Origin of the sequence: Hyphomonas sp. FCG-A18 (genome assembly GCF_045287255.1) — a bacterium.
Classification (GTDB): domain Bacteria; phylum Pseudomonadota; class Alphaproteobacteria; order Caulobacterales; family Hyphomonadaceae; genus Henriciella.
In genome coordinates, this window is the sequence record NZ_CP137142.1 from 2,032,769 (window position 1) to 2,056,487 (window position 23,719).

Annotated in this window: 26 protein-coding genes and 1 tRNA gene; 12 read left to right on the forward strand and 15 right to left on the reverse strand. The window is 55.6% G+C overall.

The window, feature by feature from the left end; translation table 11 throughout:
• Positions 1-612, reverse strand: coding sequence for a hypothetical protein (locus tag RYZ27_RS10110; protein WP_406679383.1), 612 nt, complete (start codon positions 610-612; stop codon positions 1-3).
• Between the two features lie 34 nt (positions 613-646).
• On the opposite strand from RYZ27_RS10110, the gene RYZ27_RS10115 reads away from it, so the two are divergent.
• On the forward strand, positions 647-1,096 hold the full coding sequence (locus tag RYZ27_RS10115) for a DUF3429 domain-containing protein (RefSeq protein WP_406679384.1): 450 nt from the start codon (positions 647-649) through the stop codon (positions 1,094-1,096).
• Here RYZ27_RS10115 and RYZ27_RS10120 read toward each other — a convergent pair.
• From RYZ27_RS10120 to RYZ27_RS10130, 3 genes are all read right to left on the reverse strand, one after another.
• Positions 1,085-1,627 (reverse strand): disulfide bond formation protein B, encoded by a 543-nt coding sequence (locus RYZ27_RS10120; protein ID WP_406679385.1) that lies wholly within the window; start codon positions 1,625-1,627, stop codon positions 1,085-1,087. The genes RYZ27_RS10115 and RYZ27_RS10120 overlap by 12 nt on opposite strands.
• Positions 1,628-1,716: 89 nt before the next feature.
• Entirely contained in the window at positions 1,717-2,343 is a 627-nt protein-coding gene (locus tag RYZ27_RS10125) for an exopolysaccharide biosynthesis protein (protein WP_406679386.1), read from the reverse strand.
• 49 nt (positions 2,344-2,392) lie between these two features.
• Positions 2,393-3,067 carry a Fe2+-dependent dioxygenase gene (locus RYZ27_RS10130; protein WP_406679387.1) on the reverse strand — a complete coding sequence of 225 codons (675 nt, stop codon included), beginning with the start codon at positions 3,065-3,067 and terminating at the stop codon, positions 2,393-2,395.
• 75 nt (positions 3,068-3,142) lie between these two features.
• Between RYZ27_RS10130 and RYZ27_RS10135 the strand changes: the two genes are divergently transcribed.
• Positions 3,143-3,979, forward strand: a complete 837-nt coding sequence (locus RYZ27_RS10135; RefSeq protein ID WP_406679388.1) for a hypothetical protein — start codon at positions 3,143-3,145, stop codon at positions 3,977-3,979.
• Positions 3,980-4,066: 87 nt separating this feature from the next.
• On the opposite strand, the gene RYZ27_RS10140 is transcribed toward RYZ27_RS10135, so the two are convergent.
• Positions 4,067-4,142: transfer RNA gene (locus RYZ27_RS10140), tRNA-Thr, on the reverse strand.
• A 145-nt stretch (positions 4,143-4,287) separates the two neighbouring features.
• Here RYZ27_RS10140 and RYZ27_RS10145 point away from each other — a divergent pair.
• Complete coding sequence (locus RYZ27_RS10145; RefSeq protein WP_406679389.1) at positions 4,288-4,743, forward strand: hypothetical protein; 456 nt, start codon at positions 4,288-4,290, stop codon at positions 4,741-4,743.
• Between the two features lie 74 nt (positions 4,744-4,817).
• On the opposite strand, the gene RYZ27_RS10150 is transcribed toward RYZ27_RS10145, so the two are convergent.
• Complete coding sequence (locus RYZ27_RS10150) at positions 4,818-5,228, reverse strand: DUF1761 domain-containing protein (RefSeq protein WP_406679390.1); 411 nt, start codon at positions 5,226-5,228, stop codon at positions 4,818-4,820.
• 104 nt (positions 5,229-5,332) lie between these two features.
• Between RYZ27_RS10150 and metG the strand changes: the two genes are divergently transcribed.
• On the forward strand, positions 5,333-7,063 hold the full coding sequence (gene metG / locus RYZ27_RS10155) for a methionine--tRNA ligase (RefSeq protein WP_406679391.1): 1,731 nt from the start codon (positions 5,333-5,335) through the stop codon (positions 7,061-7,063).
• Here metG and RYZ27_RS10160 read toward each other — a convergent pair.
• Positions 7,060-7,329, reverse strand: coding sequence for a DUF2794 domain-containing protein (locus RYZ27_RS10160; protein WP_406679392.1), 270 nt, complete (start codon positions 7,327-7,329; stop codon positions 7,060-7,062). The two genes, metG and RYZ27_RS10160, sit on opposite strands and share 4 nt — an antisense overlap.
• A gap of 412 nt (positions 7,330-7,741) precedes the next feature.
• On the opposite strand from RYZ27_RS10160, the gene RYZ27_RS10165 reads away from it, so the two are divergent.
• The 4 genes from RYZ27_RS10165 to RYZ27_RS10180 are packed head-to-tail and all read left to right on the forward strand — an operon-like array spanning position 7,742 to position 12,145.
• Positions 7,742-8,473: an ABC transporter ATP-binding protein gene (locus RYZ27_RS10165; RefSeq protein WP_406679393.1), complete on the forward strand. Its 732-nt coding sequence runs from the start codon at positions 7,742-7,744 to the stop codon at positions 8,471-8,473.
• Positions 8,470-9,225, forward strand: coding sequence for an ABC transporter permease subunit (locus tag RYZ27_RS10170; protein ID WP_406679394.1), 756 nt, complete (start codon positions 8,470-8,472; stop codon positions 9,223-9,225). The genes RYZ27_RS10165 and RYZ27_RS10170 overlap by 4 nt, the downstream gene beginning before the upstream one ends.
• A complete protein-coding gene (locus RYZ27_RS10175; RefSeq protein WP_406679395.1) occupies positions 9,222-11,108 on the forward strand; it encodes a GldG family protein in 1,887 nt (628 codons plus the stop codon). The genes RYZ27_RS10170 and RYZ27_RS10175 overlap by 4 nt, the downstream gene beginning before the upstream one ends.
• Positions 11,105-12,145 (forward strand): DUF4340 domain-containing protein, encoded by a 1,041-nt coding sequence (locus RYZ27_RS10180; RefSeq protein ID WP_406679396.1) that lies wholly within the window; start codon positions 11,105-11,107, stop codon positions 12,143-12,145. Before RYZ27_RS10175 ends, RYZ27_RS10180 begins: the two co-directional genes overlap by 4 nt.
• Here the strand turns inward: RYZ27_RS10180 and RYZ27_RS10185 are convergent.
• The 7 genes from RYZ27_RS10185 to RYZ27_RS10215 form a co-directional block, all read right to left on the reverse strand.
• Entirely contained in the window at positions 12,108-12,929 is an 822-nt protein-coding gene (locus RYZ27_RS10185; protein ID WP_406679397.1) for a glycosyltransferase family 2 protein, read from the reverse strand. The genes RYZ27_RS10180 and RYZ27_RS10185 overlap by 38 nt on opposite strands.
• Positions 12,926-14,200, reverse strand: coding sequence for an O-antigen ligase family protein (locus RYZ27_RS10190; RefSeq protein ID WP_406679398.1), 1,275 nt, complete (start codon positions 14,198-14,200; stop codon positions 12,926-12,928). Before RYZ27_RS10190 ends, RYZ27_RS10185 begins: the two co-directional genes overlap by 4 nt.
• Entirely contained in the window at positions 14,197-16,170 is a 1,974-nt protein-coding gene (gene thrS, locus RYZ27_RS10195; protein ID WP_406679399.1) for a threonine--tRNA ligase, read from the reverse strand. Before thrS ends, RYZ27_RS10190 begins: the two co-directional genes overlap by 4 nt.
• A 294-nt stretch (positions 16,171-16,464) precedes the next feature.
• Complete coding sequence (yidD, locus tag RYZ27_RS10200; protein WP_406679400.1) at positions 16,465-16,770, reverse strand: membrane protein insertion efficiency factor YidD; 306 nt, start codon at positions 16,768-16,770, stop codon at positions 16,465-16,467.
• A 2-nt stretch (positions 16,771-16,772) separates the two neighbouring features.
• A complete protein-coding gene (locus RYZ27_RS10205; protein WP_406679401.1) occupies positions 16,773-17,738 on the reverse strand; it encodes a pseudouridine synthase in 966 nt (321 codons plus the stop codon).
• Between the two features lie 46 nt (positions 17,739-17,784).
• Complete coding sequence (locus RYZ27_RS10210) at positions 17,785-17,928, reverse strand: entericidin A/B family lipoprotein (protein ID WP_406679402.1); 144 nt, start codon at positions 17,926-17,928, stop codon at positions 17,785-17,787.
• A 22-nt stretch (positions 17,929-17,950) separates the two neighbouring features.
• Entirely contained in the window at positions 17,951-18,241 is a 291-nt protein-coding gene (locus tag RYZ27_RS10215; RefSeq protein ID WP_406679403.1) for an entericidin A/B family lipoprotein, read from the reverse strand.
• Positions 18,242-18,337: 96 nt separating this feature from the next.
• Here RYZ27_RS10215 and RYZ27_RS10220 point away from each other — a divergent pair, with 96 nt between their 5' ends.
• The gene (locus tag RYZ27_RS10220; protein WP_406679404.1) at positions 18,338-18,613 is read left to right on the forward strand and encodes a hypothetical protein; all 276 of its coding nucleotides are present in this window, start codon (positions 18,338-18,340) and stop codon (positions 18,611-18,613) included.
• A 57-nt stretch (positions 18,614-18,670) separates the two neighbouring features.
• Positions 18,671-19,333 (forward strand): phosphoribosylformylglycinamidine synthase subunit PurQ, encoded by a 663-nt coding sequence (gene purQ / locus RYZ27_RS10225; protein WP_406679405.1) that lies wholly within the window; start codon positions 18,671-18,673, stop codon positions 19,331-19,333.
• On the opposite strand, the gene RYZ27_RS10230 is transcribed toward purQ, so the two are convergent.
• On the reverse strand, positions 19,330-19,911 hold the full coding sequence (locus RYZ27_RS10230; protein WP_406679406.1) for a hypothetical protein: 582 nt from the start codon (positions 19,909-19,911) through the stop codon (positions 19,330-19,332). The two genes, purQ and RYZ27_RS10230, sit on opposite strands and share 4 nt — an antisense overlap.
• Positions 19,912-20,054: 143 nt before the next feature.
• Between RYZ27_RS10230 and RYZ27_RS10235 the strand changes: the two genes are divergently transcribed.
• Both RYZ27_RS10235 and purL read left to right on the forward strand, forming a co-directional pair.
• Entirely contained in the window at positions 20,055-21,248 is a 1,194-nt protein-coding gene (locus tag RYZ27_RS10235) for a DUF418 domain-containing protein (RefSeq protein ID WP_406679407.1), read from the forward strand.
• Positions 21,249-21,301: 53 nt separating this feature from the next.
• The gene (gene purL / locus RYZ27_RS10240) at positions 21,302-23,653 is read left to right on the forward strand and encodes a phosphoribosylformylglycinamidine synthase subunit PurL (protein WP_406679408.1); all 2,352 of its coding nucleotides are present in this window, start codon (positions 21,302-21,304) and stop codon (positions 23,651-23,653) included.
• Positions 23,654-23,719: the final 66 nt, after the last annotated feature.

Sequence of the window (23,719 nt, forward strand, 5' to 3'; positions counted from 1 at the left end):
TCAGGAATAGCGCTTGGCCATCATTTTGCGCCCCTCAGCGGCAAAATGGGCGCGCTGACGCGCAATGGCTGGTGCAACAGGTCGACGCAAAGGCTTCTTAGCAGAGACGAGTGGAGCAATGATGGCTGGTGCTTCTGTCGGCTCTTGTTTGATCTTTTTGCCTTTTGGCTTCTGTCCCTGCCGCAATAACCAGACAGCGATGCCGAGCAAAATTGCCCCTGCCGCAGCGCCTGCCACAGCACCTTCTCCAACACTCGGGTCACGCCACCAGCCTGTTTCAAAATCAACGAGGAAAACACATGGGAAACCGGCTGTGCAGCCCATGATATACCACAGGACACCGCCTCGTGCGCGCTGCCCCACAGTTAGGGCCGACGCATACAGACTAAGCGCGGCCAGAAAATACGGCGCGCCGTAGACGATACCAAGCTCGCGCCAATCAATCGCTGGTAAACCTTCAAGTGGGTCTTTCTCCAGAACCAATGCCGCAAACATCATAATGCTCGGCCAGCGAATGGCCGCCATCGCACCGAAGGCAAAAGCGATCGCATAGAAGGCGATCAGAAGAGCGATGATCTGGCGCGGCATGACAAAACAATACCACACAGCCATTGACGCAGCATGAATGCTATCCAAGTGATTTACCATGAATAAGATACCGATTCCCAAAACTCCGCTGGCTTTGACCCTATCCGGCATCCTGCCTTTTGCTGGTCTGGCCTTTGCGATCTGGCACTGGCGTGGCGACATCGCTTTGCAGCAAACGGCCGCCCTCTGGTTGCTCGTCTATGGCGCTGTGATCGCTAGTTTCCTTGGGGGTGTGCGCTGGGGCGCGGCGATGACAAAAAGCGACAAGCCTTCAGCTTCAACCCTGGCACTCGCAGTCCTGCCACCACTTATTGCATGGGTGCTGGTCGGCTTGTTTTTCCGCTATTTAAGCGCCGAAATTTTCCTCGCCATGGCGGTCCTGCTTGCCTTGCTCTACATCTGGGACAGAGGGAGCATGAGCCTGCAAAGTTGGTATCGTGATTTACGCATCTGGCCGACGATGGGAGCAACGGCAAGCTTGCTCGCAGCCTATCTTTTACTCCGCTAAGGCGGGCATCGGTCGCGCACCAAAAGTGACCCCTGCTGCCTTAAAACTGATCACGGACAGGACGGCGGAAGCCACCATGTTCCAGCCCGCCATGGACAGACCAAACCGCCCACCGAAGGGATCGGTTTCACAGCTGGCAACTGCCTGCGGCTGATCAATTGCGCCGAGGTCCAGCGCCATCACATCAACCGCCAAGGCTGCACCGCACCCTGAAGGTGCCGGCCACCAGCTATACTCGACCCCGGCATGATAGCCAGCCACAACCGCCCCGGTCAGGAAAACCAAGCCCAGCATAATGTTAATGGCAAACATGAAACGCGGATTCTGACGATACTGCCACAGAACAAGAGCGGTAATCGCCATGGCAACGACGGCCCAGTATACTTCGCGCTGACGCAAGCATAACGGGCATGGCGCCAGAAGCGCGAACCGCTCAAACGCATGCGCTGCGCCCAACATGAATAATGAAGCCAACAAGGCCAATGCTGGCCAGCGCCATGTTCTGAGAATGTCGTCGATTGGTCTAACCATCGTGAATGCCCTAGCGGTATCATCGACAGATAGTCACGCCATTACCCCGTTGTCACTGCGTCACGCCAGCGCGCCAGATTAAACGTCTGTTATAAGGAAGCGATGATTTGGCGGATCAGGTCAGTCGCAGCATCGAAGCCAAACATTGCCGCCAGCACCAGAAGGCTGATCCAGATACTGCCGATAATCAGGCCAAGGATAACCAGAATGCCGTCCCGCGACATCAGGCCAAAAGCGGCAATCGCCACACCAATACCGGGCATTGTGTTCGTGCTCGGCAGTGGAATCAGGATTGACGCGCAGAAGACTGTCAGGAAGACTGCAACCAGTCTTTCTGCCTTAGATCCGGTTAGCCAGCTCAGGCGGGGATGGGAAATATGCTCCAGCCATCCAAACCATTTGCGCCCGAAAGTCGCCATGCGCGTCAGGCCCGCCTTGTCGATTTTCCGCTGACCAAACTTCTCGGGCAACCATGGCTCTTCACGCCCGGCTAGCATCTGCAGGGTCAGCGCCATCATCGGCAAAGCCACGATCTGTGGCACCAGATAGAGGAAGGGAATCGCACAAGGCAGCGCCAGCAAGAATAGCGCGGCTCCAAAGGCGCGTTCGTCCAGACGATCCATGATCTGATGCAAGCTAAACCCGTCCGGCGCAGCCTCTTGAGCCATGGCTTCAAGAGATTGCAGGAAGGTACGCGCTGAAGGGTTTTCCGTCATACGCCGCCTTTAGCGAAGTTCGCCCCGCAGGCAAAGCTGATCCTGTGTTCTAGCTGAACCGTCGCAGCAAATTGGCGATGGCTTTGGATAGAGTCAGCATCTCAGGCGACTGCGGATCGTGCGTTTCACTCAGCGTCGCTTTCAAGTTTGTCAGATCAAATAGGGTCTCACGATCATCTGGCCGCGCGATCAGGCTTTCAGCCCACCCCACACAAACCACCCGCTCTCCTTTGCTCACGGGCGAAACCTGATGCAGACTAGTCGATGGATAAACCACCATATCCCCTGCTTTAAGCTTCAAGCTTTGTGTGGCTCCCGCATGCTCAATAACCAGTTCCCCGCCCTGATACGTATCGGGGTCCGACAAGAAGAGCGTAAAGGAGACATCGGTTCGTATCTGACCTGCTGCTGTCCCCATGAAGGGGTTGTCGACATGCAAGCCATAGCCGCCTCCGTCTCCTGTCTTACTGACCAGGAGCGGCGTAAACTGGCGTGGGCGGGCCGCCGCTACAAAAACTGGGTGTGTGACAATCGCCGCCATCAGAAGCTTTCGCAGCTTCGCGCCCGTCCGTGATGTGAGGTCTGCCTGCTGGTTATGCTTCACTTGCGCCGCAGTGACCCCAGCCGTTTGCGCGCCATCTTTCCACGCCAAAGTCGCAACAAGTTGTTTGACCTCGGAAAGGCTCTCAGCATCCAACAGATCAGAAATCGTAATCAGCATCATCTTCCCACTTGCGAATGATTATCAATAAGCTCATACTGTAGCTGTACGAATAGTAAACGCATCAAGGACAAATCCATGACCGTGACTCTTAAGCGCTGGAGCCAGCTTGGCCTGAGCGCGGCCCTCGCAACAACAGCTCTTTCAGCCTGTGGCAGTTCTGATGAAGCGGAGCAATCGGTAAAATCCGAGATTGTTGCCGAGACACCGCCTGCCCCTATAGCGGAGCCAGCACCAGTTGCTAGTGCTGGAGGGGAAGGCGAAGGGGGCGTTCTGTTTGATCAAGCCGCAACTGACCCGGTCATTTTTGGCTCCGCCCTGGCGATTGCCGAAGCGCACATTATTGCCGCTCGCGATGCTCACGCCTTGGGCGAGAATGATGCGGCCGCAGAGATGTTTGCCCATCCCGTGTCAGAGGTCTTGTTCAACATGCAGCCAGTTTTCGAAACACGGGGCGTTACCGACTTCAGCGACATGTTCACCGATGCGTCTGCCGCTGTGTTTGCTGGCGAGACCCCAGAACAGATCAGTGCGCGCACAGACGACATTATCGCAACATTACGCACAGCCGCACTCAAAGCCCCCTCTAGCGATATGACAGATGCCCGAATCGCAGCCGGGGTCGCTGCGGATCAGATCGAACGCGCAGCCGACATGTATCGCATTGCCTTGGAAAGCGACGCTTATGAGCCGTACCTTGACGGCTATGGCTTCTTTAAAGCTGGCGAGGTTGCCTTCCTTGCAAAGGCAGATGCCATCGCCGAGGAAGATCAACGCGCGGCCTCGGCAATTAAGGACGCATTGGCAAAGCTCGAAGACGCCTACCCAAGTGCTGTCCGCCCAGCATCACTGGACGCAGATGTGTCGCTGCTGACTGTTGCCGCCTCTGAGGTGGTTCTGGCTGTCACAAACTAAGCCAGAATAAGTATAGATGCTCAAAGCAGGGGCGTGCGGGAAACCGCGCGCCCTTATTTCTTGGAAATACTGAAAAACCAGAGAAAATGGTGCCCCCACACGGACTCGAACCGCGGACCTACTGATTACAAATCAGTTGCTCTACCAGCTGAGCTATAGGGGCACTGGAGGCGTCATTTATATCGGCTCTGCGCAAAGCGCAAGCGGTCATGACAAGATCATGCAGTTGCCACATTTGAGCGGGTTTGTGACCAGCTTTGGTCATGCTCTCAAGCTCCACTGCCATCACGCAAGAAGGAGCTGATACAATGTTCAAATCTATTTTGATGAGTGCTGCCTTTATCGCACTGGTTGCCCCGGCTGTCGCATCACCAATGCCTGCCCCACCAACCAAAGCATATACTGCGCCTGCCGCTGAGGCCTGCACAGCCACCACCATCCGCGTTTATTTCCGGAATGGTGAAGCCATGCTGTCACCACATGCTCGCGACGTTATCGCCGCGACGCAAGACAAACTCGCGTCGTGCTCAATTCTGAGTATCGACATGGTTGCTGTGTCAGCCGATGGACGCACCATGGATGAAGTGACTGAACTGGCGAGCGACCGACTGACCATTGTCGCTGAAGCGCTGAAAAATGAAGGGCTTCTGACCCGGCCTGCGAGCGCCCGTATTGATACTGATTTTTCTGAAGAAGTTGTTGGCAGACCGATGGCCCGCCAGGTCGAGGTTACGCTTGCCGCCTATAATCCTGCCATCGGCTGACCTTTTCCTCCCGGAACGCGTTCATCACGCGCAACTGCCCCGGACCACCAACGCGATCCGGGGCATTTTTTTCGCTAATCGAAAAATGACAGCACAGCTGCGCCTGCAACAAAGGTCGCAACCGTGTGTGAACCGTCGATCAACAGCACCTGCCATGAATGATGCGGAGAATAGACGTAATTATACATCATCAAGGGGACGCCGATCAGCAAGGCCAGCCATAATGCAAACAGGACAGCTGTATTCAGTTTGGTGATGGATTTCTGCTTCATGTGCCATCCTAAACCAAACGCCAGAATAAGCGGTATGAGAAACCCGGCAGCCATCCACAAGCCGCTTTGTCCTTCAAACATGGCCTCAGTATAGCCATTGCCTGCCATCCAGGCTTCGCTGAACAAAACGCCGTACCAGACGAAGCCAAGAATCCACATGACCAAGGCGGCCAGAAGCACGCCAACGAGATTAACTCCAGAAAGTCTAGGCATAGTTTCCTCCCAAAAACTGTTTCTTTTCTGTTATGTCGCGCTAAGACCCCCTCAGCCCGACACCGCGCCAATATGACCATATTCGGCAAGAATAGGAAGTTTGCATGCAACCGAGCGAAAAACGCCGTATCCTGATCACCTCTGCCCTGCCCTATATCAATGGGATAAAGCATTTGGGAAATCTGGCTGGCTCTATGCTGCCAGCAGATGTTTACGCCCGGTTCCAGCGCCTGCGCGGACACGATGTTCTCTACATTTGCGCGACCGATGAACACGGGACACCAGCCGAACTGGCTGCGCAGGCTGCAGGTATTTCTGTGCAAGCATATTGCGACGAGCAACATCAGGTGCAGCGCGGCGCGGGTGAGGGCTTTACCCTGTCCTATGATTGGTTTGGCCGATCTTCTTCACCAGAGAATCACAGACTGACACAGCATTTCGCGCATGTGCTCGAAGAGAAGGGCCTGATTGAAGAACGCGTCTCAAAGCAGGTTTACAGCATTGATGATGGCCGCTTTCTGCCTGATCGCTATGTCGAAGGCACTTGTCCGCATTGTGAGTATGAGAAAGCGCGCGGTGATCAGTGTGACAATTGCGGGCGCCTGCTCGATCCGGTTGATTTGAAGAATCCCTATTCCGCTGTCTCAGGCAGCACGAATATTGAGATCCGCGACACCGCCCACCTCTTCCTGAAACAGTCTGAAATGCAGGACGATATTCGAGCCTGGGTGGAAGCCAGCACCGAGTGGCCGCAACTCGCCAAATCCATTGCTTTGAAATGGCTGGATGAAGGCTTGCGGGATCGTGCCATCACGCGTGACCTGAAATGGGGCGTGCCAGTGACCGCCCCGGATGGCAGCCCGCGCCCAGGGTTTGAAAACAAGGTCTTTTATGTCTGGTTCGATGCCCCGATTGAGTACATTGCAGCGACAGAAGAATGGGCCAAAGCCACGCAAGGGGATTGGCAAAGCTGGTGGCGTAAGGATCAGGGTGCTGAAGACGTTGAGTACGTTCAGTTCATGGGTAAGGACAATGTTGCCTTTCACACCGTGTCTTTCCCCGTCACGATTTTCGGCTCTGGTGAGCCATGGAAGAGCGTCGACAAGCTGAAAGCCTTTAACTGGGTCACCTGGTATGGCGGTAAATTCTCCACCAGTAATAAGCGCGGCGTGTTCATGGATCAGGCGCTGGAGCTTCTCCCTGCCGATTACTGGCGCTGGTATTTGATGGCCAATGCTCCCGAAGGCTCCGATGCTGCTTTCACATGGGAAGGTTTCCAGGCGGCGATCAATTCCGACCTTGCCAATGTGCTCGGTAATTTCGTCAACCGCATCACCAAATATACCGTCAGCAAGTTTGATGGGACCCTACCCGCAACCGGGACACCGGGCGAGGATGAAGCCTGGATGGCGGAAGAACTGAAATCCAGCCTGACCAAGATCTCTGAGCATTATGAGCAGATGGAGTTCCGTAAGGCAGCGGCTGAAACCCGCGCCCTATGGGCGGCTGGTAACGAATACCTGACCCGAGCGGAGCCATGGGTGAAGTATAAGAATGATGTTGATGCCGCCGCGGTCGGCGTACGCACAGGTTTAAATCTCGTCGTATTGTTTGCCATTGTCGCTCAACCGCTCATCCCGACAACAGCAAAAGCTATTCTCGACACGCTGGGCATCCCGGAAGAGAATCGCAAATGGCCGAGCGCTGATGAGGCGTCCGCCTTGCTGGACGCCCTCCCTCACGGCATGGCGATCACCGCACCCCCTGTCCTATTCCAGAAGATCGAAGACGCGATGATTGAGGAATGGACAGAGCGATTTGGTGGAGAAAACTAAACGACGTCGAAGCGCCTGCCATCGAAGACACGAAGCACCTGTTTGAGATCGCGGCCACGGCGTAAAACCTGCCCCTGCCCACCGAGGACAGAATACGCCCCCTGCGCGTTGGCAAGCCTGGGTGTTTTTACAATGCTCCAGGTTGGTGTCTCGGCGTGGCGGCGATAGATCGCAAAAACCGCCTCATCCTTGGCCATGCCGATTCCATAGTCTTTAGCCTCTCCGGCCATGACCATTCGACCGTAAATATCGAGAATCAGAGACATCTCTGTGCGATGAAAAGCAGTTTTTGGCGCTGGCTTCTGAACTGTAAATGCTGTAATGTTTGACATCACCGTTGATTATACGGGGTTTTCTAAAATCTGTAAGATTTTTAATGGCAAATATGGCCACTTTGCCACTTTTTTGTCTTGCGAGCGCCCTCGATTACATACACCTTGATCATGTCGGACGGGGAAATCCAGCAGTTGCACCGGACCCATCAGCCCCCCCAGCCCCCCGGTGTTCCTTCTGTCGCCGTCCGACACTTCAATCACCTTCAGAGATTGTCATGAAGCGCGCCTCCCCTTGGCGCGCTTCGTTACATTAAGCTTCTGTAGTCTACTCAGGAACGCGTCTCGACGCTGATCGAAAAGCTCGCTAACCAATGAGCCAAGGACAGAAACAGGCTCGCAATTGATGCTATCACTCAGCGCTCTTGAAAAGTCGTTTGGCGACCATGCTGCTGTTCAAGGCATCAGTTTCGATGTCAGCCAAGGCGAAGTTGTTGGCTTTCTTGGCCAGAATGGCGCTGGGAAATCAACGACTATGCGGATGGTTTCTGGCGTTCTGGAACCCGATAGCGGTGATGCCACGATCATTGGTCACTCAATTTTGAGCAACCGACGAGACGCTCAGGCTAATCTTGGTTATCTCCCTGAAGGGGCACCGCTTTATCGCGACATGACGCCGATTGGGTTTCTAGGTTTCCTTGCCGATGCGCACGGTCTGACGCGTACTGAGCGCAAAACCGCAATCGAGCGTGTTGTCGCCGATGCGCGTATTGCCAGTGTGGCCGGCAAACCGATTTCGGCCCTCTCAAAAGGCTATCGCCGCCGGGTCGGTCTTGCTGGCGCAATCCTGCATGATCCACCTGTCTTGCTGCTCGATGAGCCGACAGATGGGCTGGACCCGATTCAGAAGCGCGCCGTGCGTGCTCTAATCGCTCGCATGGCGCAGGATAAGGCGATCGTCATATCGACCCATACGCTTGAGGAAGTCCCGGCCATGTGCACGCGCGTGGTTGTTGTCGACCATGGCCGCGTTGTTGCGGATGACACCCCCGCTGCCCTTTCAGGCACCTATCCCGGCGGCCTTGAAGAAGCCTTCATTACCCTGTCGCAGGAACAGAATGGGGTGAGCGCAAAATGATGACCCACCACTTCACGGGGCTGAAAGCTGCCTTCAAACGCGAGATGACGGCCTACTTCGCCACACCGCTCAGCTATGTTTTCATCGCGGTCTTCCTGGTCCTGATCGGTGTGTTCACATGGGATCTTTCGCGCTTTTTTGATACGGGCGCAGCAGACCTTGGTCCGTTCTTCTATTGGCACCCATGGCTCTACATGCTGTTCATGCCAGCGCTCGCCATGCGTCTCTGGTCCGATGAGATCAGCACAGGGACATCTGAACTTTTACTCTCTTTGCCTGTCGAATTACCCGGGCTTGTTCTGGGGAAATTTCTCGCCGCCTGGGCGGTTGCCGGGCTTGCCATTGTCCTGACCTTCCCATGGTGGGTTACGGTCAACATCCTCGGCGCGGCGGATAATCCCGCAATCTTTGTTTCCTATCTTGTCAGCTTCCTGATGGCGGGGGCCTATCTTGGCATTGGCTCTGCAATCTCGGCGCTAACCCGCAGCCCGGTTCTTGCTTTTGTTCTTGGTGTCGTCATCGCCTTCATCCTGACAGCCGCCGGATGGCCTCTGGTCACGGGCGCGATTGCCAGCGTGTTTGGCCCAAGCGCTGGAGATGCCATCGCACAGTTCTCTTTCCTCACCCATTTTGAAACGGCACAGCGCGGCGTTCTGGAACTACGGGGTGTCGTGTTCTTTCTAGGCTTTATTGGCTTTTGCATGGCGCTCAATGTTCTGTTTGCCGGACATAGGCGGAGCGGTGCACAATGAACCCGCGACGTTTCCTGTTTCTCACGACGCTGTTGCTGGCGCTGGTTTTCGCAGCGGGTAATCTTCTGATCCAGAAATCACTTGGTGGCGCGCGTGCCGACTTCACCGAAAATGGTCTTTACACCCTATCTGATGGGACACGTGCGGTACTGTCAGACCTTTCCGACCCAGTTGATCTGACCTTCGTTTACACGCGCAGTGTTGGGCAGGAATATCCCGCTGTCCGCGCCTATGCGGTGCGCGTGCGCGAGTTGCTCGACGCCTATGTCGCTGCCTCGAATGGTCGCCTGCGTTTGCGTGAGATTGACCCGGCTCCATTCTCGGAGGCAGAAGATGAAGCCCTATCCACAGGCCTCGTCGCCGTCGACACAAATGGCAATGATCCGCTCTACTTTGGCCTGATCGGACGCAACAGCGTCGATGATGAGCGCGTTATTCCTTTCCTCGCGCCCGAGCAGGAAACCAGCTTTGAATATGATCTGACCCGTATGATTGCGCGGCTGGACCGCCCCGTGCCTGCCAAGATCGGTTTGCTCTCAACCCTGCCCGGCATGACCAGCGTCACCGATGAGGCTGGCTACACAGTCTTACGGGAAATGAACAAGACTTTCAGGGTCGAAGCCATCCCTGAGGACTTTGTCAGTCTGCCCGAGGATATGGATATCCTGTTCATGGCGCATGCCCCCGTTTTATCGGACTGGCAGGCCTGGCAGATTGATCAATTCCTGTTGCGTAAAGGACGCGCATTGATCCTGATTGACCCAGCCGCGAAGACAGCCCCCGGCGATGGCCCTTTCGGCCTCACCAATCGGCGTATCCGTTCTGACTTAACCCCCTTCTCAACGGCATGGGGTGTTGCCCTTGATCGCTCGGCGATTGCCGACACTGAAACAGCGCTCGCCATCGAAGCCCCCGCTGGCGAAGGGCGTACAACCATCCTTCAGCATCCGCTCTACCTGTCGATCCCAGCCGGACTGATGTCGAATACCAATCTGATCACAACGGATCTCGGGCGAAGTGTGAACCTTGGTGCGCCGGGTCGGTTCATTCTGCCCAGTGTCGCGCCATTACAACGGGAGATCCTGCTCCAGTCTGGCCCCGCGCCCAGCCCGATTGAGGCTGATCAGGCTGCTCTGGATATGGCCGCGGATGACGTTATCGCGGCCTATACTGCCGGGCAGGAAGCAGCCGTGCTGGCGCTAAGCCTGACCGGACCGCTGACCACAGCTTTCCCGAATGGGCGCCCTGATCCTGACCTCTCGGATGATCCGGTATTTACCGAAATCGCTTTGGGCGCAGCCAATGAGGCCGCTCCCCATCAGGCCACAAGCGATGTCGATGCTCAGATCATTCTGGTTGCCGACGCCGACATGCTGGACGATGGCCTGTATATGAACCTGCAAACCGGCCTTCCCTTTGCCGATAATGCCAGCTTCATCCTGAACGCACTTGATAGTCTCTCGGGTGGCTCAGAACTCATGTCGCTCCGCGCTCGCGCGCCCGGGCTACGTCCAATGCAGCGGGTCGACGACATGCGTGCGGCAGCGCAGGCTGAATTCTTCACTGAACAAATTCGTCTGGAAGCCCGCCTCGTTGAATCCCAGCAGCGATTGGAAGAGCTGCAAAGCATTGGAGCTGCAGACGGCTTCTTTAATGGCGATGTGGGCGCTGAGCTTACTGATGCTGAACGCATAGAGCTCAATCGTCTACGAGAAGACATTGTCGCAACGCGTGCCAGCCTGCGCCAGATCGAACGCGATTTCCGACGCGATATTGATGCGCTGGAACGCTGGCTGCGGCTGTTCACGATTCTTGGTGGGCCGTTCATACTTGGTCTGTTGGGGCTGTTTATGTGGGCTCGCGCCCAAAGGGGGCAGGCATGAGCGTTCACGCCCGTAAGCGCCATCAAACCCTGATCCGTCTGTCTGTTGCGGCAATTGTCCTCTGGGCACTGGTATTGATCAGCGGTCTGTTTCAGCCGCGCGTCGATAACAGCCACCCATTGATGGGTCAGCCTGTTCTGAATGACTTCGCTCAAACACGTCCTGAGGCGAGTCTGATCCGTTTCACGATGGCCGATGATCGCTACACTTTAGAGCGCACGGCTTCCGGCTGGGCTATGCAGGAGTCCGGCGGCTTCCCCATCCGACGGGATCGGCTCGCAGCTCTGGCAAGCGGACTGGAATCCCTGACTTATGGTGAGCGCCGCACTGCTGCACCGGAGAAACTCGATCAGATTGGCCTTGGCGCGCCAAGCGAAAGTGGCGCAGGTGTTCTCATCGAAGTCTTCGACCAAGCTGGAACTGCCCAACATGCAATCCTCGCCGGGCGCAAAGGCGATTATCTCTATGTTCGCGCGCCTGATGAAACACAAACCTATCGCGCGTATGGAAGCCTGCCACCTTTCTATAATCGACGGGCTTGGCTGGATTTTGAGATTATCGATATTGAGGCGAGCGCCATTCGATCCTTCCGCTTGACCGACAGCACTGGTCGCACCGCCTATTTCGCACGGCCAACAGGCGGGGATGCGCGCAGCTTCACAACGGCTCCGCCCTATCAGGCACTTGATGTGGCGAGCCGTCTGGCCTTGTCGACCACTGCGCTCGCCATCAGTCGCTTCGCACCGCTTGATGCGAAACGTCAGGATAGCCTGACCACCCCGCCCCTTGCACGTCATATCAGTGAGACTTTTGATGGACTTGAGGTCGACTTGCAGGCCTATCGCGAACCGGACGGTCTATGGGTTACTCTGCGCGCTGTGGAAGCAGGTGAGGGCGCGCGCCGTGCACAAGCGATCAATGAAAAAGCCGAAGGCTGGGCCTTCAAGCTCTCCAGCTATGATTGGCAGGATTTCACGCCAGCAATTGCCAGCCTGGTGGTCAATCCCGAGCCTTCGTCCGAAGCGCCAGACGAATAAACGGCAAAGCCAGCTCAATACATGCTCGATGGAATGGCCCGGTGGCTGTTTTTCTAAAATACCGCGCAAGGCCATCAGCTTTATGTCGGGCCACCGTTTTGCTGGGAACGTCGGACGTGGCCCCATAATGCAAAGCGCCAGCATCGGGTTGATAAATCACTTGTCCCCCAGCGTCCCAACAGCGCCAGCACAAATCGACATCCTCGACGTGTAGGAAATAGCCCTCATCAAAGCCATTAAGCGCTTGATACCCCGTCTTCGACATCAGGAAAAATGCCCCCGAGATTACGTCCACGGGGATGGGGCTCTCTGGTGCAGGCGTTTGCTCAAGCGTCCACGTATTGAAGCCTAGAAAGCTGGTGAGCGCCCGCCACAGGGTCAGCTTACGCCGCCTTGGCCCGCGCTCTTCACTGCCACGAAGGTCAAAGATACGACCCCCGACAATCCATGGTTCTGATAAACTCTCAGCAGCCGCACGCAACGCCTTCACCGATCCACGACGCAGAACGGCATCAGGATTGATAATCAGAACATGCTCACAGCTGGCCTCTTCTACGCCAAGGTTTACCCCCGCCCCAAAGCCAATATTGCCCTGCCCTGAAACGAGCTTCACCGCATCTCGCTTGGTCACGAAACGCTCAAGCCAGCTCACCATCTCTGGCGGATTGCCATTATCAACAATGATAACGTCTTGAATGTCCGGATCACTAACGAGCCCATAAAGACACTCTTTAAGGCGTGGTCCGGTCTGGTACGTGACAACAATCGCGCTTGTCGTCGTCATGATTGAGCCGTTTGTCGCCCAAACAGTAGAACCGCAGCGGTGGCTAGGGCCACGCTCGACCAGAACGCATCGTTCCACATACTGTATGAGAAAGAGAAGAAGATTAAACAAGCGCCAAACAGGCCTGCCCCCGCATATCTGGCAATCGGGGGGATATGGCTCACCTGATACAGTCGGAGACTGACCAAAAGACATGTCCCGGCCGCCAGAACAGCGCCAATCAAACCCGTCTCTGCCCAGATTTGGAGCGGCATATTATGCGGATGCCCCGGAATGATCTGATAAGCCTGCCACACCCAATCCGGGTTCGTATCCTTGACGATTTCTTCTAATGCAGCAGGCTTTGTCGCGAAGGTCTCGTCCCATCTTTTACTGGCTTCGAGACCATGACCAGCCAAAGGCGCCTCTTGGATCCGATCACCAACCGCCTGCCATGCATGTGCGCGTGACCAGGAAGAGAGCGGGAAGTCTATCCCTATTATCCGCATCACGCCCTTAATCTGGGTCATAATCAGCGGCGCAAGCAGGATATACCCTGCCGTAAACGCAAATAGCGCAGAAAGTCCTGTCTTCTGGAAACGCCACACGACCAGCATGGCGGCACTCATACCGATGAGCGCCATCACAGCTGCTTCGGAGCCCGTAGTATAGACGGCCCAAGCAAGCGTCACCACGAGGAGTGCTGCGATGCTGCGTAAGACCTTCTCTCCGCCTTGCCATAACCAAGCAAGCAAGAGCGGCAATAGCAAAGTCAAAGCATTGGCATTACGCATAAGGTTTTGCGGCATCTCGGTTTCAGGATCGCTATAGGGCGCGAGCACATGAAGAATGGGCTCCATAGCCAACACAGTCACAATGACACCTGCAGCCTGCACTGCGGGCACTGTCCGCAGGACGAAGCACGACCTGGGGGCATCCACACTAACATGGCGCATAGCAAAGGTAACAGCACCCATGGCAAGCGCCGACAGCCCGATACGCAAAGCATCCGCACTAATCGCAAATGAGCCTTCTGAGAGACTACCGCTAAACAGTCCATCGCCCTCAGGGGACCATAGCGTGCTTAGCATGGCCCATAGTATGAAGGCGATAAATGCAAGCGCGTAGGGTGGGACGGACTTTGGCTGCGCAAAGTATAAAACAGGCAGAGCGGCAAGACCGACAAGCGCCGTAAACCCCTGCCCGCCCATGTAAGCAACGACTGGCCACAGAATGAAAAGCCCGGCGAGGATAGCCGGATAGCTGATCCATCGCTGGGCTTTTGCAATCATCCGGCTGCTCGCTTCAGGTCAGGTGCCAGCGCCTCATGCGCAAGCATCGCAACACCCTCATCAAGAGAGACAATCTCCTGAGCTTTTGACCCAAAACGACGCAAAGCCATCTTGCGCTCAGTCTCTTCACGCTCACCAACCACGGCAATTACAGGGACCTTCTGCACGGAGTGCTCGCGGACCTTGTAATTGATCTTCTCATTGCGCGTATCGACTTCCACCCGCAAACCCGCAGCCCGCAAAGTCTCAGCAACCTCATTGGCGTAGTCATCAGCGCTGCTTGTAATCGTCGCAACGACAACCTGAACCGGCGCCAGCCAGCTTGGGAAAGCGCCAGCAAATTCCTCGATCAGGATACCGAGGAAGCGCTCCATAGACCCAAGGATCGCCCGGTGCAGCATGACCGGGCGTTCTTTAGCACCGCTCTCGGCGGTATATTCAGCGCCCAAACGCTCTGGCAGAACGAAATCAAGCTGCAGTGTTCCACACTGCCAGACCCGGCCAATCGCATCGGTCAACTGGAACTCCAGCTTCGGGCCATAGAACGCGCCCTCACCCGGCATGATCTCATAGGGCAGGCCTGTCGCTTTAATCGCTTCTTCCAGGTCATGCTCCGCCCGGTCCCAGACCTCGTCTGATCCGGCGCGCAGTTCCGGCCGTGTCGACAGTTTCACCGCAACATCAGTGAACCCGAAATCATCATAGACACTCTGCAAGAGGGCACAGAATTTCTCAGTCTCAGAGATGATCTGATCCTCACGGCAGAAGATGTGCGCATCATCCTGTGTGAACTGACGCACACGCATAATCCCATGCAGAGCGCCATGCGGTTCATTGCGGTGGCAACAGCCAAACTCGGCGATCCGCAGAGGCAGGTCGCGATAGGACTTTTGCCCCGACTTGAACACTTCGACGTGGGCTGGGCAGTTCATCGGCTTGATCGCCATGAGCTTGCTATCGGCCGGGATGGACACATCCCCTTCACCATCAGGGACAAAGTCAGGCACAACAAACATATTCTCGCGGAACTTGCCCCAGTGGCCCGATTTCTCCCACTGTGCACTATCCATGAGCTGCGGCGTCTTCACCTCATTATAGCCTTCAGCATCAAGGCGGCGGCGGATATAGGCTTCAACTTCCAACCAGACTTTATAGCCTTTCGGATGCCAGAAAACGGACCCAGCTGCGGCTTCGCCATCAAGGTGGAACAGATCCAGCTGTGTCGCGAGCTTCCGGTGATCGCGCTTTTCGGCTTCTTCAATCCGGTGCAGGTGCGCCTTGAGGTCTTTTTCATTCGCCCAGGCCGTGCCGTACATACGTTGCAGCATTTCATTCTTGCTGTCGCCGCGCCAATAGGCCCCGGCCAGTTTCATGAGCTTGAACGCCTTTGGTAGCTTGCCAGTGCTGGGCAAGTGCGGACCGCGACAAAGATCAAACCAATCCCCTTGACGATAGACGGTAATCGCCTCACCCGGCGGGATAATGTCATCAATGATCTGCGCTTTGTACTCTTCGCCAATCTCCTTGAACGTCTTGATCGCCTGATCCTTGTCCCAGACTTCGCGGATGATCGGATAGTCTGCGTCGACAATCTCACGCATCTTCTTTTCGATCTTCTCGAAATCATCAGCTGAGAAAGGCACCTCGCGAGCAAAATCGTAATAGAAGCCGTCGTCGATTACCGGGCCGATTGTGACCTGTGTATCAGGGTATAAAGCCTGTACCGCTTGCGCCAGAACGTGCGCAGCATCGTGGCGGATTAACTCCAGACCTTCAGGGTCTTTTGCTGTGACGATCGCAACTTCTGCATCACCCTCAAGCGGGCGGGTCAGATCGCGCAATTCACCATCAACCTTGGCGGCAATAGCCTTCTTGGCGAGCGAGTTGGATATGGACTGGGCAACATCCATTGGGCTGGCGCCATCCGCATATTCACGAACAGAACCATCAGGGAGCGTGACTTGAATCATGATCTTTCACTTGTCGTTTTTTACGCGCACAGTCGACGCTGTTATTCCGTGGCAGGGCTTCAAGCTCACGCTTTAACGCGATCACAGCGGAAATCCCACCGTCAACACTGTCTTTATGTGCGAATTGTTACTGAAATACGAGGATGATTAAGGATGCCGCGACGCGCCTGATCCCGGTGGATCAAACAGCCAGCCGGACACCCCGGCGGGTTCGCCGGGTCAGCGCAGTTGTCTGCGTCAGATATAGTCTCTCAAAACTCATATTCGGCGATATGCCATTGTCAGATTAAGATTTCAATGCTGATCATTTTGTGGCCCCTGCCAATCGCCGTAGCGCCACGGAGCCCAGAACGGAACTGTAGGCTTGGTTTCCGGCGCCGGATCGATCCCTGAATTCCCTCCGGGGCGACAACGGAGCAATCTCGCAAGCGTCATCCAGAACCCGGCCCAAAAGCCATGACGGCGCAGGCATTCAGCGCCATACTCACTACAGGTTGGATGATAACGACAGCGCGCCCCAAAGAGCGCGAAAACAGGCGATAAAGTCAGCTTATAAGCCTTCAACAATCCTGTCGCGATGGTTGAGCGGACTTTCGACATGACTAGCTGGGCCGTTTGCCGGGCGGTTTGGCCCGCGGCGGACGTCCTGTACCTTTGCCTTTATAGCCATTGCCTTGCCCGCGTGGGCGGTCCTCGCCCTTACGGCGCGGCTCCCGGTTCGGCTTCGCGCCCCCTTTACCAACAAAGCTACGCCCCTTGCGCACGGGTTTGCCATCCTCATCGCGCAGGCGTTTAGGCTTTTCTGGCAGGCTGGCGGCGATTAGCTCTGCACGCTCTTTTGAGGTGAGCGACCGCCATTGCCCCTCTGGCAAATCACCCATCTCAAGCGGCCCAATGCGCAAACGCAGAAGATCAACCACTTTCAGACCGACAAGATCACACATCCGCCGAATCTGGCGCTTGCGGCCTTCCTTCAGGATGAAACGCAAAGTCTGCCCCTCTTCCTGTGTCACCTTGGCTGATTTGAGCTTGCGATTGTCCAGAGACAGGCCATTGCGCAGCAGAGTCAGCTTGCCCGGCGTGATCTTTCCTGTGACCTTCACCAGATACTCTTTTTCGAGTGTGTGCTGCGGCCCAATAATCGCCTTGGCCAGCACCCCATCCTCGGACAGCAAGAGCAGCCCATGCGAATCCTGATCAAGACGTCCAAGCGGGGCCAGACTGGCATCCTTAGCCGGACCTTTTGAACCATCCGCAGCATTTGCCGTTTTTAGCAGGCGGACAGCAGGAACCTGTCCATCCTCAGGCTGCGCTGAGACGTAATCGACAGGCTTGTTAAGGACAGCCGTAAACTTACCTGCAATCGCGCGCGCGCCAGCATCATTGATCGTCAGCGTCTGGCCCGGTTCAATCTTGTGTCCGGGCTGCTCAACCGTCTCATCCTCAACCCGGATAACACCAGCAGCAATAAGAGCCTCGGCCTCACGCCGGGAGCAGAGGCCAAGCTCCGCCATCCACTTGTTCAAGCGCAAGGGGGCGTTGCCGCGATAGGTGTGTGAAATGGACATGGTTGGCGATGTGCGCGCTCAACGCTCAAGCGTCAACCAGAAGCGATCAGTCGCTGATCTCTTCCTGAACGGTTTCGGCAGTGTCTTTGACAACTTTACCTGCCGATTCAACATCTTTGCCGACACCGGCAATCGTGTTGCAGGCGGCCAGAACAGGTAGGGCGAGCAGTAGAGCGAGAATAGCTTTCATCAGGAACTCCTTAGATCGTAGCTTAGTTACGATAATCAATTGTTCGGCAGGGTGGAAGGTCCGGTCCACCGCGCAATTGCGTCGCATAAGGGTCGCAAGCCTGCCGCACAATTACTGTTGGCTCACCTTCAGACTGATAGCGCATCTCAACATAGCGGGGCTGGTTACGGGAAACGAAGACCTCTTCGCGAACCTCATCTGAGACATGCGTGATGCCGCGGCCAAGGGCGCTGACATCCTTGCCGACACCTGCCACCGTCGAACAGGCAGGCAGTATCGATAGGGTTACAAGACCAATCAGAGCAGAACGCATTATCGCAATCTCCTTTTCCCCACCAATATCTGCCCCTACATGCACGTTATCAAGCAGATTCGCCTTACACTTGAGACAGATAAGAATGGATATCGCATGACCGCCACTTTCATCACACAAGGCGTTATGGCTTTGATAGCGCTGGTGCTCTTCGTGTCAGCGGTCAGCCTGTCTCACAAGATCGAGAAGCGCTCTCAGCCCACGCGCACTCCCGGCACTGGGTCATCCAATACCAATATGTTTGGACAGATTCTAAATGCGAGTGTTGCTACTGATCCAGAGACACAACGCCTGCGCCGCGCCATGATTATGCGCTTCAGTATGGGCCTTATTGTCTTCGTTGGTCTGGCCGTCCTCACACTGACCGCCTGAACCCTATTCCCAAAGGGGGCGACTCCCTGCTAAAGGCCAGCCATCCAAGGAGAGACCATGAAAACTGCTGTCATCGTCTTCCCCGGCTCCAATTGTGACCGGGATGCGCAGGTCGCCCTCAAACAGGCCACAGGGAAAGCCCCTGCTATGGTCTGGCATAAAGATGGAACCATCCCGACGGATACCGACCTCGTCATGGTTCCGGGTGGGTTTAGCTATGGCGATTATCTGCGCACGGGCGCAATGGCGGCCAACAGCCCAGTCATCAGCCAGCTGCATGCCCATGCCGAGCGTGGCGGGTATATCCTTGGTGTTTGCAACGGCTTCCAGATCCTGTGCGAGACGGGCCTGCTGCCCGGCGCTCTGATGCGGAACACCAGCCTGCACTTCGTGTGCAAGCCGCAAACCCTTAAAATTGAAAGCGCCAATAGTGCCTTTACCAGTGCCTATGCCGGCACAAGTGAGGTGACGATCCCGATCGCGCACCATGACGGCAACTATGTTGCCGATGAGAACACGCTCGACCAAATCGAAGGCGATGGCCGTATTGCCTTCCGCTATGTCGACAACCCGAATGGCTCAGCCCGCGATATTGCTGGCGTGTTGAGCAAGAATGGCCGGGTTATGGGCATGATGCCTCATCCAGAGCGCGCCATTGGCGGCCATGAGGGCGGCACTGATGGTCTTGGCGTATTCGAAAGTCTGATTGGCGCGATTTAATTTGCGCGCTTAGGCAACATGCCTGGGCAATACTTTTTGCGAATGTCAGTACAGTCCATCTTGTAACCTTCGCTAAGCAGCGTTTGCGTCCGCAAATCACTGACATTCTTGAAAGTCTTCCGAACGATCTTCGCGCCGCACCCATTATCGCCATGCGTGACACCATAAAGGTCAACAACTGTGCTGCTGCGGCCTCTGTTCTCGCCATCACAGCAGACCATCGTTTCCATTTGTTTCTTGAGGTCGTTTAAAGCGTAACGCTTTACCCCCTTGCTTTGCGTGCAGGAGATCGGGCGCGTACGATCCCAACGTGCTTTCCAATGATCACGATAACAGGCACGCAGTTTATTACGAGCGCGTTCACGACAGCGATTTTTGACCGTGTTGCCGCAGGAACCAACCGCCGAGTAATCTCCGAAGTTAAAGCCATTGCCGCGCTGAACAGGTTTTCCATTCTCCTGAACAAGGTCCATGTAGTAATAGCCGCTACAGTGACGCTGAACCTCTGCATTGGCCTGACCATTGATCAACGCCCAAAGGCAAATTACGCCCGCACAAAGCACAATGAGTCTGAGCATAGTCTTCCTCCCTCTATCCTCTCTCAGGCCCGAAGATACAGGAAAAACGGCGCTTGAGCGAATCAGGGGCGATTGCCCTAACTTGACCAATACCGCAAAATCGTCACCTCTAACCAAAGGATAAGTCGATTTGGGGGCCAATCATGACCTACCTGAGTGAAACCCAGAATGCCGGACGCGAAGTGTTTCCCGATTTGGCACGGGCTTTCGCCTTGATTGGCATAGCCCTCGTCAATGTCGGTGTCATTGCTTATCCCTTCATGACGGGATATTCGATTGGCGGCCTTGATACGCCGATTGATCAGGGGGCGTTCTGGATCGTCAACGCCTTCTTCCTGATGAAATCCTACACCTTGTTTGCCTTCATGTTTGGCGTTGGTTTTGCTTATCAGATCCAGTCGGCTGAGCGACGCAGCGTTGGCTTTTCCGGGCGATACTGGCGACGCATTCTTGGCCTTCTCGCCTTTGGATTCGTGAATATCGCTTTCCTGTTTCAGGGCGATATTCTCGTGATCTATGCCATTCTCGGCAGCATCCTGTTCCTGTTCAGGAATGCCAGCGCCCGCACACTAAGTGGTTGGGGTATTGGTCTATATACGTTTCAGGTGCTGCTCGTAGCATTCATGGCGGCAGGCATATGGATGTGGGCAACCTTCGACCCTGAAAGCTATACCAGCGAACTACCGACGATATACGAACAAGGTTTAACCGCCGCTGAAGCCTTCAGATCTGGCAGCTTTGTCGACACGATCCATCAACGTTTCATTGAATGGGGCGGCGTCATCACGTTCGGTATGATGATGCAGGGTGTCGGTGCCCTCGCCTTCTTCATGTTCGGCCTTTCTGCTGTCAGACGTGGAACGATCTCAAATCCGTCTGCACCTTTCTGGAAGCGTTGTCGTCATATCTTCTTGCCAATTGGCGTCCTGATCAGCGGGTATGGCGCCTGGCTTACAGTTCAGGGCGGTGGCTTCATGGATGTCAAAACTATGCTTGGTATGACCCTGATCATGCTTGGTGCGCCCTTCTCGACCGCAGGCTATCTCGGTCTGATCGCCAAATGGGCGGAAACACCGGGCGGTACGGTCAAGACTTTCCTGGCCCGCGGGGGGACAGCGTCTCTAACAGCCTATCTCATGCAAGGCCTGCTCCTCTCTCTGATCTTTAACGCCTATGGTCTTGGTTTATTTGAGCAATATGGCGCTGCGACCTGTATCGCGATTGCTTTAGCCGTCGCCCTGTTCAGCATTTCATTCACCAGTGTCTGGCGCACCAAGTTCAAGCGCGGCCCACTCGAAGAAGTGTTGCGGCGATGGACCTATCTCGGCGAGCGTTAAACAAGCGCATTATCAGGCTGGCGAATCCAGCTGCGGCGCGCTAAAGGGCGGCCATGACAGATATATCCGCTTCTCTCGCTGCTGAGATCGTCGCCGCCATGCAGGCCACGCAAACCGCCGCTGATGCGGCTGAACACGGCATCAATGCTGAGGAGTGGGACCGCCTTGTCACCCGCCTTGGCCGCGATCCCAATCTGGTCGAAATGGGCATCTATTCGGTGATGTGGTCGGAGCACTGCTCTTACAAGTCATCCCGTCGTCATCTGTCCAAATTCCCGACCAAAAATGAGCATGTCATTCAGGGGCCGGGTGAGAATGCGGGCGTGATCGATATTGGCGATGGGCAAGCCGCCATTTTCAAAATGGAGAGCCATAACCACCCGTCTTATATTGAACCCTATCAGGGAGCCGCAACGGGTGTCGGCGGTATCCTGCGTGATGTCTTCACCATGGGCGCGCGCCCGATTGCGCTGGTGAATGCGCTTCGCTTTGGCGATCCAAACCATCCCAAGACCCGCAGTCTGGTGGAAGGCGTCGTGGCTGGTATTGGCGGCTATGGGAATTGTGTCGGTGTCCCGACTGTGGCGGGCGAAACCGAATTCCATAAAGGCTATAATGGCAACATCCTCGTCAATGCGATGGCGGTCGGCCTCGCAGATCAGGACAAGATTTTCTATGCCCGCGGCGCAACGCCCGGCAATCCAATCTTCTATGTCGGCTCAAAGACCGGGCGCGATGGCATTCATGGCGCGACCATGGCCTCTGCTGAATTCTCTGAAGGTGACGAGGATAATCGCCCAACCGTGCAGGTTGGCGACCCATTCACAGAGAAGCTGTTGATCGAAGCCTGCCTCGAACTAATGGCAACCGATGCCATCCAGGCCATTCAGGATATGGGCGCGGCGGGCCTTACCTCTTCTTCTGTTGAGATGGCCGATAGTGGCGGCGAGAATGGCGAGGGCATCGGGGTTGAGATGGACCTTGATAAAGTCCCACAACGTGAAACCGGCATGAGCGCCTATGAAATCATGCTTTCAGAAAGCCAGGAGCGGATGCTCATGGTGCTCTATCCGGACAAGATCGAGCTGGCGAAGCAGATTTTCGAAAAGTATGACCTTGATGCCGAAGTCATCGGGATGACTACTGATACCGGGCGTATGGTCCTCAAACAGTTTGGCGAAACGGTTTGTGATATTCCGGTTGCCCCGCTCGCCGAGGATGCCCCGAACTATGATCGACCATGGGTTGAGCCAAAAAAGCGCGCGCCGCTCGATATTTCAAAATATCCAGAGCCGGAAGATTATGGCGAAGTGCTGTTAAAGCTCATGTCCTGCCCGGATATGGCCTCCAAACGCTGGATCTGGGAGCAATATGATCGCCACGTGATGGGCGACACGATTGATAGCTCTCAGTCACAAGGCAATGCCGCGATTGTGCGCATTCACGGCACCAATAAAGCCCTCGCTATCACTTCAGATTGCACCCCACGCTATGTCGCCGCCGATCCGTATGAAGGCGGTAAGCAAGTTGTGGCGGAGGCATACCGCAACCTCTCCGCAGTCGGCGCAAAGCCGATCGCGATCACGGATAACCTCAATTTCGGTAATCCGGAGCGTCCGGAAGTCATGGGCCAGATCGTCAAGGCGATTGAAGGCATGGCAGAGGCCTGCGGCGCGCTCGATTTCCCGGTCGTGTCAGGCAATGTCAGTCTCTATAATGAAACCGATGGCATAGGCATTCCCCCCACCCCAGTGGTTGGCGGCGTTGGTCTGATCGAAAACCTCGACAAGATTTCCACCCTGAAAGGCGCGCAGCCGGGCGATGTCCTGATCCTGATCGGCGAGACCAAAGGTCATCTCGGTGCCTCGCTTTATGCACGGGAGATTCTCGGCCTCGATGGTGAAGAGGCAGGCCCACCACCGCCTGTCGATCTGGAAACCGAAAAGCGCAATGCGGATTTTGTCCGCAACCTTATTGAACAAGGGCTGGTCAATGCCGTCCACGATGTCAGCGATGGTGGGATCGCCTGCGCCGCTACCGAAATGGCGCTGGCGAGCGGGCTGGGTGTCGGTTGCAATGTTACAAACTGGATGTCAGAGGGTGTCATTCTTCCGGATGGCTGGAAAGAGCGAGCCTACTACTCTCGTGCGCTTTTTGGGGAAGCGACCGGATGTTATCTGGCAGCCGCTAGCAAGGACCAACATAAACAAATTCTTGAACTGGCGAAGCGCACCCAAGTCCCTGTAAGTGGCAAAAAGCTGAAATCTGGTTGGTTTTCAGCCGAAGAACTGAACATTTTGATTTTTTGTGATGCTGGCGGCCCATTGAATATCGAACTCCCCCTCTCCCGCCTCCGCGAGGCCCATGAAGGCTGGCTGCCAACCTACATGAATAAAGTCGACTAAGCACAGCGGCTACGGGCATCTCCTTAGTGACCATTTCTGCCCTCAGCGTTCACATATGCAGGACAG

Excerpts from the sequence above, each read along its gene's own strand:
- purQ (WP_406679405.1), top strand. The coding sequence starts at position 18,671 with ATGAAAACTGCTGTCATCGTCTTCCCCGGCTCCAATTGTGACCGGGAT.
- RYZ27_RS10110 (WP_406679383.1), bottom strand. The coding sequence starts at position 612 with ATGGCTGTGTGGTATTGTTTTGTCATGCCGCGCCAGATCATCGCTCTT.
- RYZ27_RS10150 (WP_406679390.1), bottom strand. The coding sequence starts at position 5,228 with ATGCCTAGACTTTCTGGAGTTAATCTCGTTGGCGTGCTTCTGGCCGCC.
- RYZ27_RS10175 (WP_406679395.1), top strand. The coding sequence starts at position 9,222 with ATGAACCCGCGACGTTTCCTGTTTCTCACGACGCTGTTGCTGGCGCTG.
- RYZ27_RS10180 (WP_406679396.1), top strand. The coding sequence starts at position 11,105 with ATGAGCGTTCACGCCCGTAAGCGCCATCAAACCCTGATCCGTCTGTCT.
- RYZ27_RS10145 (WP_406679389.1), top strand. The coding sequence starts at position 4,288 with ATGTTCAAATCTATTTTGATGAGTGCTGCCTTTATCGCACTGGTTGCC.
- RYZ27_RS10230 (WP_406679406.1), bottom strand. The coding sequence starts at position 19,911 with ATGCTCAGACTCATTGTGCTTTGTGCGGGCGTAATTTGCCTTTGGGCG.
- RYZ27_RS10210 (WP_406679402.1), bottom strand. The coding sequence starts at position 17,928 with ATGAAAGCTATTCTCGCTCTACTGCTCGCCCTACCTGTTCTGGCCGCC.
- metG (WP_406679391.1), top strand. The coding sequence starts at position 5,333 with ATGCAACCGAGCGAAAAACGCCGTATCCTGATCACCTCTGCCCTGCCC.
- RYZ27_RS10185 (WP_406679397.1), bottom strand. The coding sequence starts at position 12,929 with ATGACGACGACAAGCGCGATTGTTGTCACGTACCAGACCGGACCACGC.
- yidD (WP_406679400.1), bottom strand. The coding sequence starts at position 16,770 with ATGTCGAAAGTCCGCTCAACCATCGCGACAGGATTGTTGAAGGCTTAT.
- RYZ27_RS10235 (WP_406679407.1), top strand. The coding sequence starts at position 20,055 with ATGACCTACCTGAGTGAAACCCAGAATGCCGGACGCGAAGTGTTTCCC.
- RYZ27_RS10160 (WP_406679392.1), bottom strand. The coding sequence starts at position 7,329 with ATGTCTCTGATTCTCGATATTTACGGTCGAATGGTCATGGCCGGAGAG.
- RYZ27_RS10205 (WP_406679401.1), bottom strand. The coding sequence starts at position 17,738 with ATGTCCATTTCACACACCTATCGCGGCAACGCCCCCTTGCGCTTGAAC.
- RYZ27_RS10115 (WP_406679384.1), top strand. The coding sequence starts at position 647 with ATGAATAAGATACCGATTCCCAAAACTCCGCTGGCTTTGACCCTATCC.
- thrS (WP_406679399.1), bottom strand. The coding sequence starts at position 16,170 with ATGATTCAAGTCACGCTCCCTGATGGTTCTGTTCGTGAATATGCGGAT.
- RYZ27_RS10165 (WP_406679393.1), top strand. The coding sequence starts at position 7,742 with ATGCTATCACTCAGCGCTCTTGAAAAGTCGTTTGGCGACCATGCTGCT.
- RYZ27_RS10130 (WP_406679387.1), bottom strand. The coding sequence starts at position 3,067 with ATGATGCTGATTACGATTTCTGATCTGTTGGATGCTGAGAGCCTTTCC.
- purL (WP_406679408.1), top strand. The coding sequence starts at position 21,302 with ATGACAGATATATCCGCTTCTCTCGCTGCTGAGATCGTCGCCGCCATG.
- RYZ27_RS10120 (WP_406679385.1), bottom strand. The coding sequence starts at position 1,627 with ATGGTTAGACCAATCGACGACATTCTCAGAACATGGCGCTGGCCAGCA.
- RYZ27_RS10125 (WP_406679386.1), bottom strand. The coding sequence starts at position 2,343 with ATGACGGAAAACCCTTCAGCGCGTACCTTCCTGCAATCTCTTGAAGCC.
- RYZ27_RS10170 (WP_406679394.1), top strand. The coding sequence starts at position 8,470 with ATGATGACCCACCACTTCACGGGGCTGAAAGCTGCCTTCAAACGCGAG.
- RYZ27_RS10220 (WP_406679404.1), top strand. The coding sequence starts at position 18,338 with ATGACCGCCACTTTCATCACACAAGGCGTTATGGCTTTGATAGCGCTG.
- RYZ27_RS10215 (WP_406679403.1), bottom strand. The coding sequence starts at position 18,241 with ATGCGTTCTGCTCTGATTGGTCTTGTAACCCTATCGATACTGCCTGCC.
- RYZ27_RS10135 (WP_406679388.1), top strand. The coding sequence starts at position 3,143 with ATGACCGTGACTCTTAAGCGCTGGAGCCAGCTTGGCCTGAGCGCGGCC.
- RYZ27_RS10190 (WP_406679398.1), bottom strand. The coding sequence starts at position 14,200 with ATGATTGCAAAAGCCCAGCGATGGATCAGCTATCCGGCTATCCTCGCC.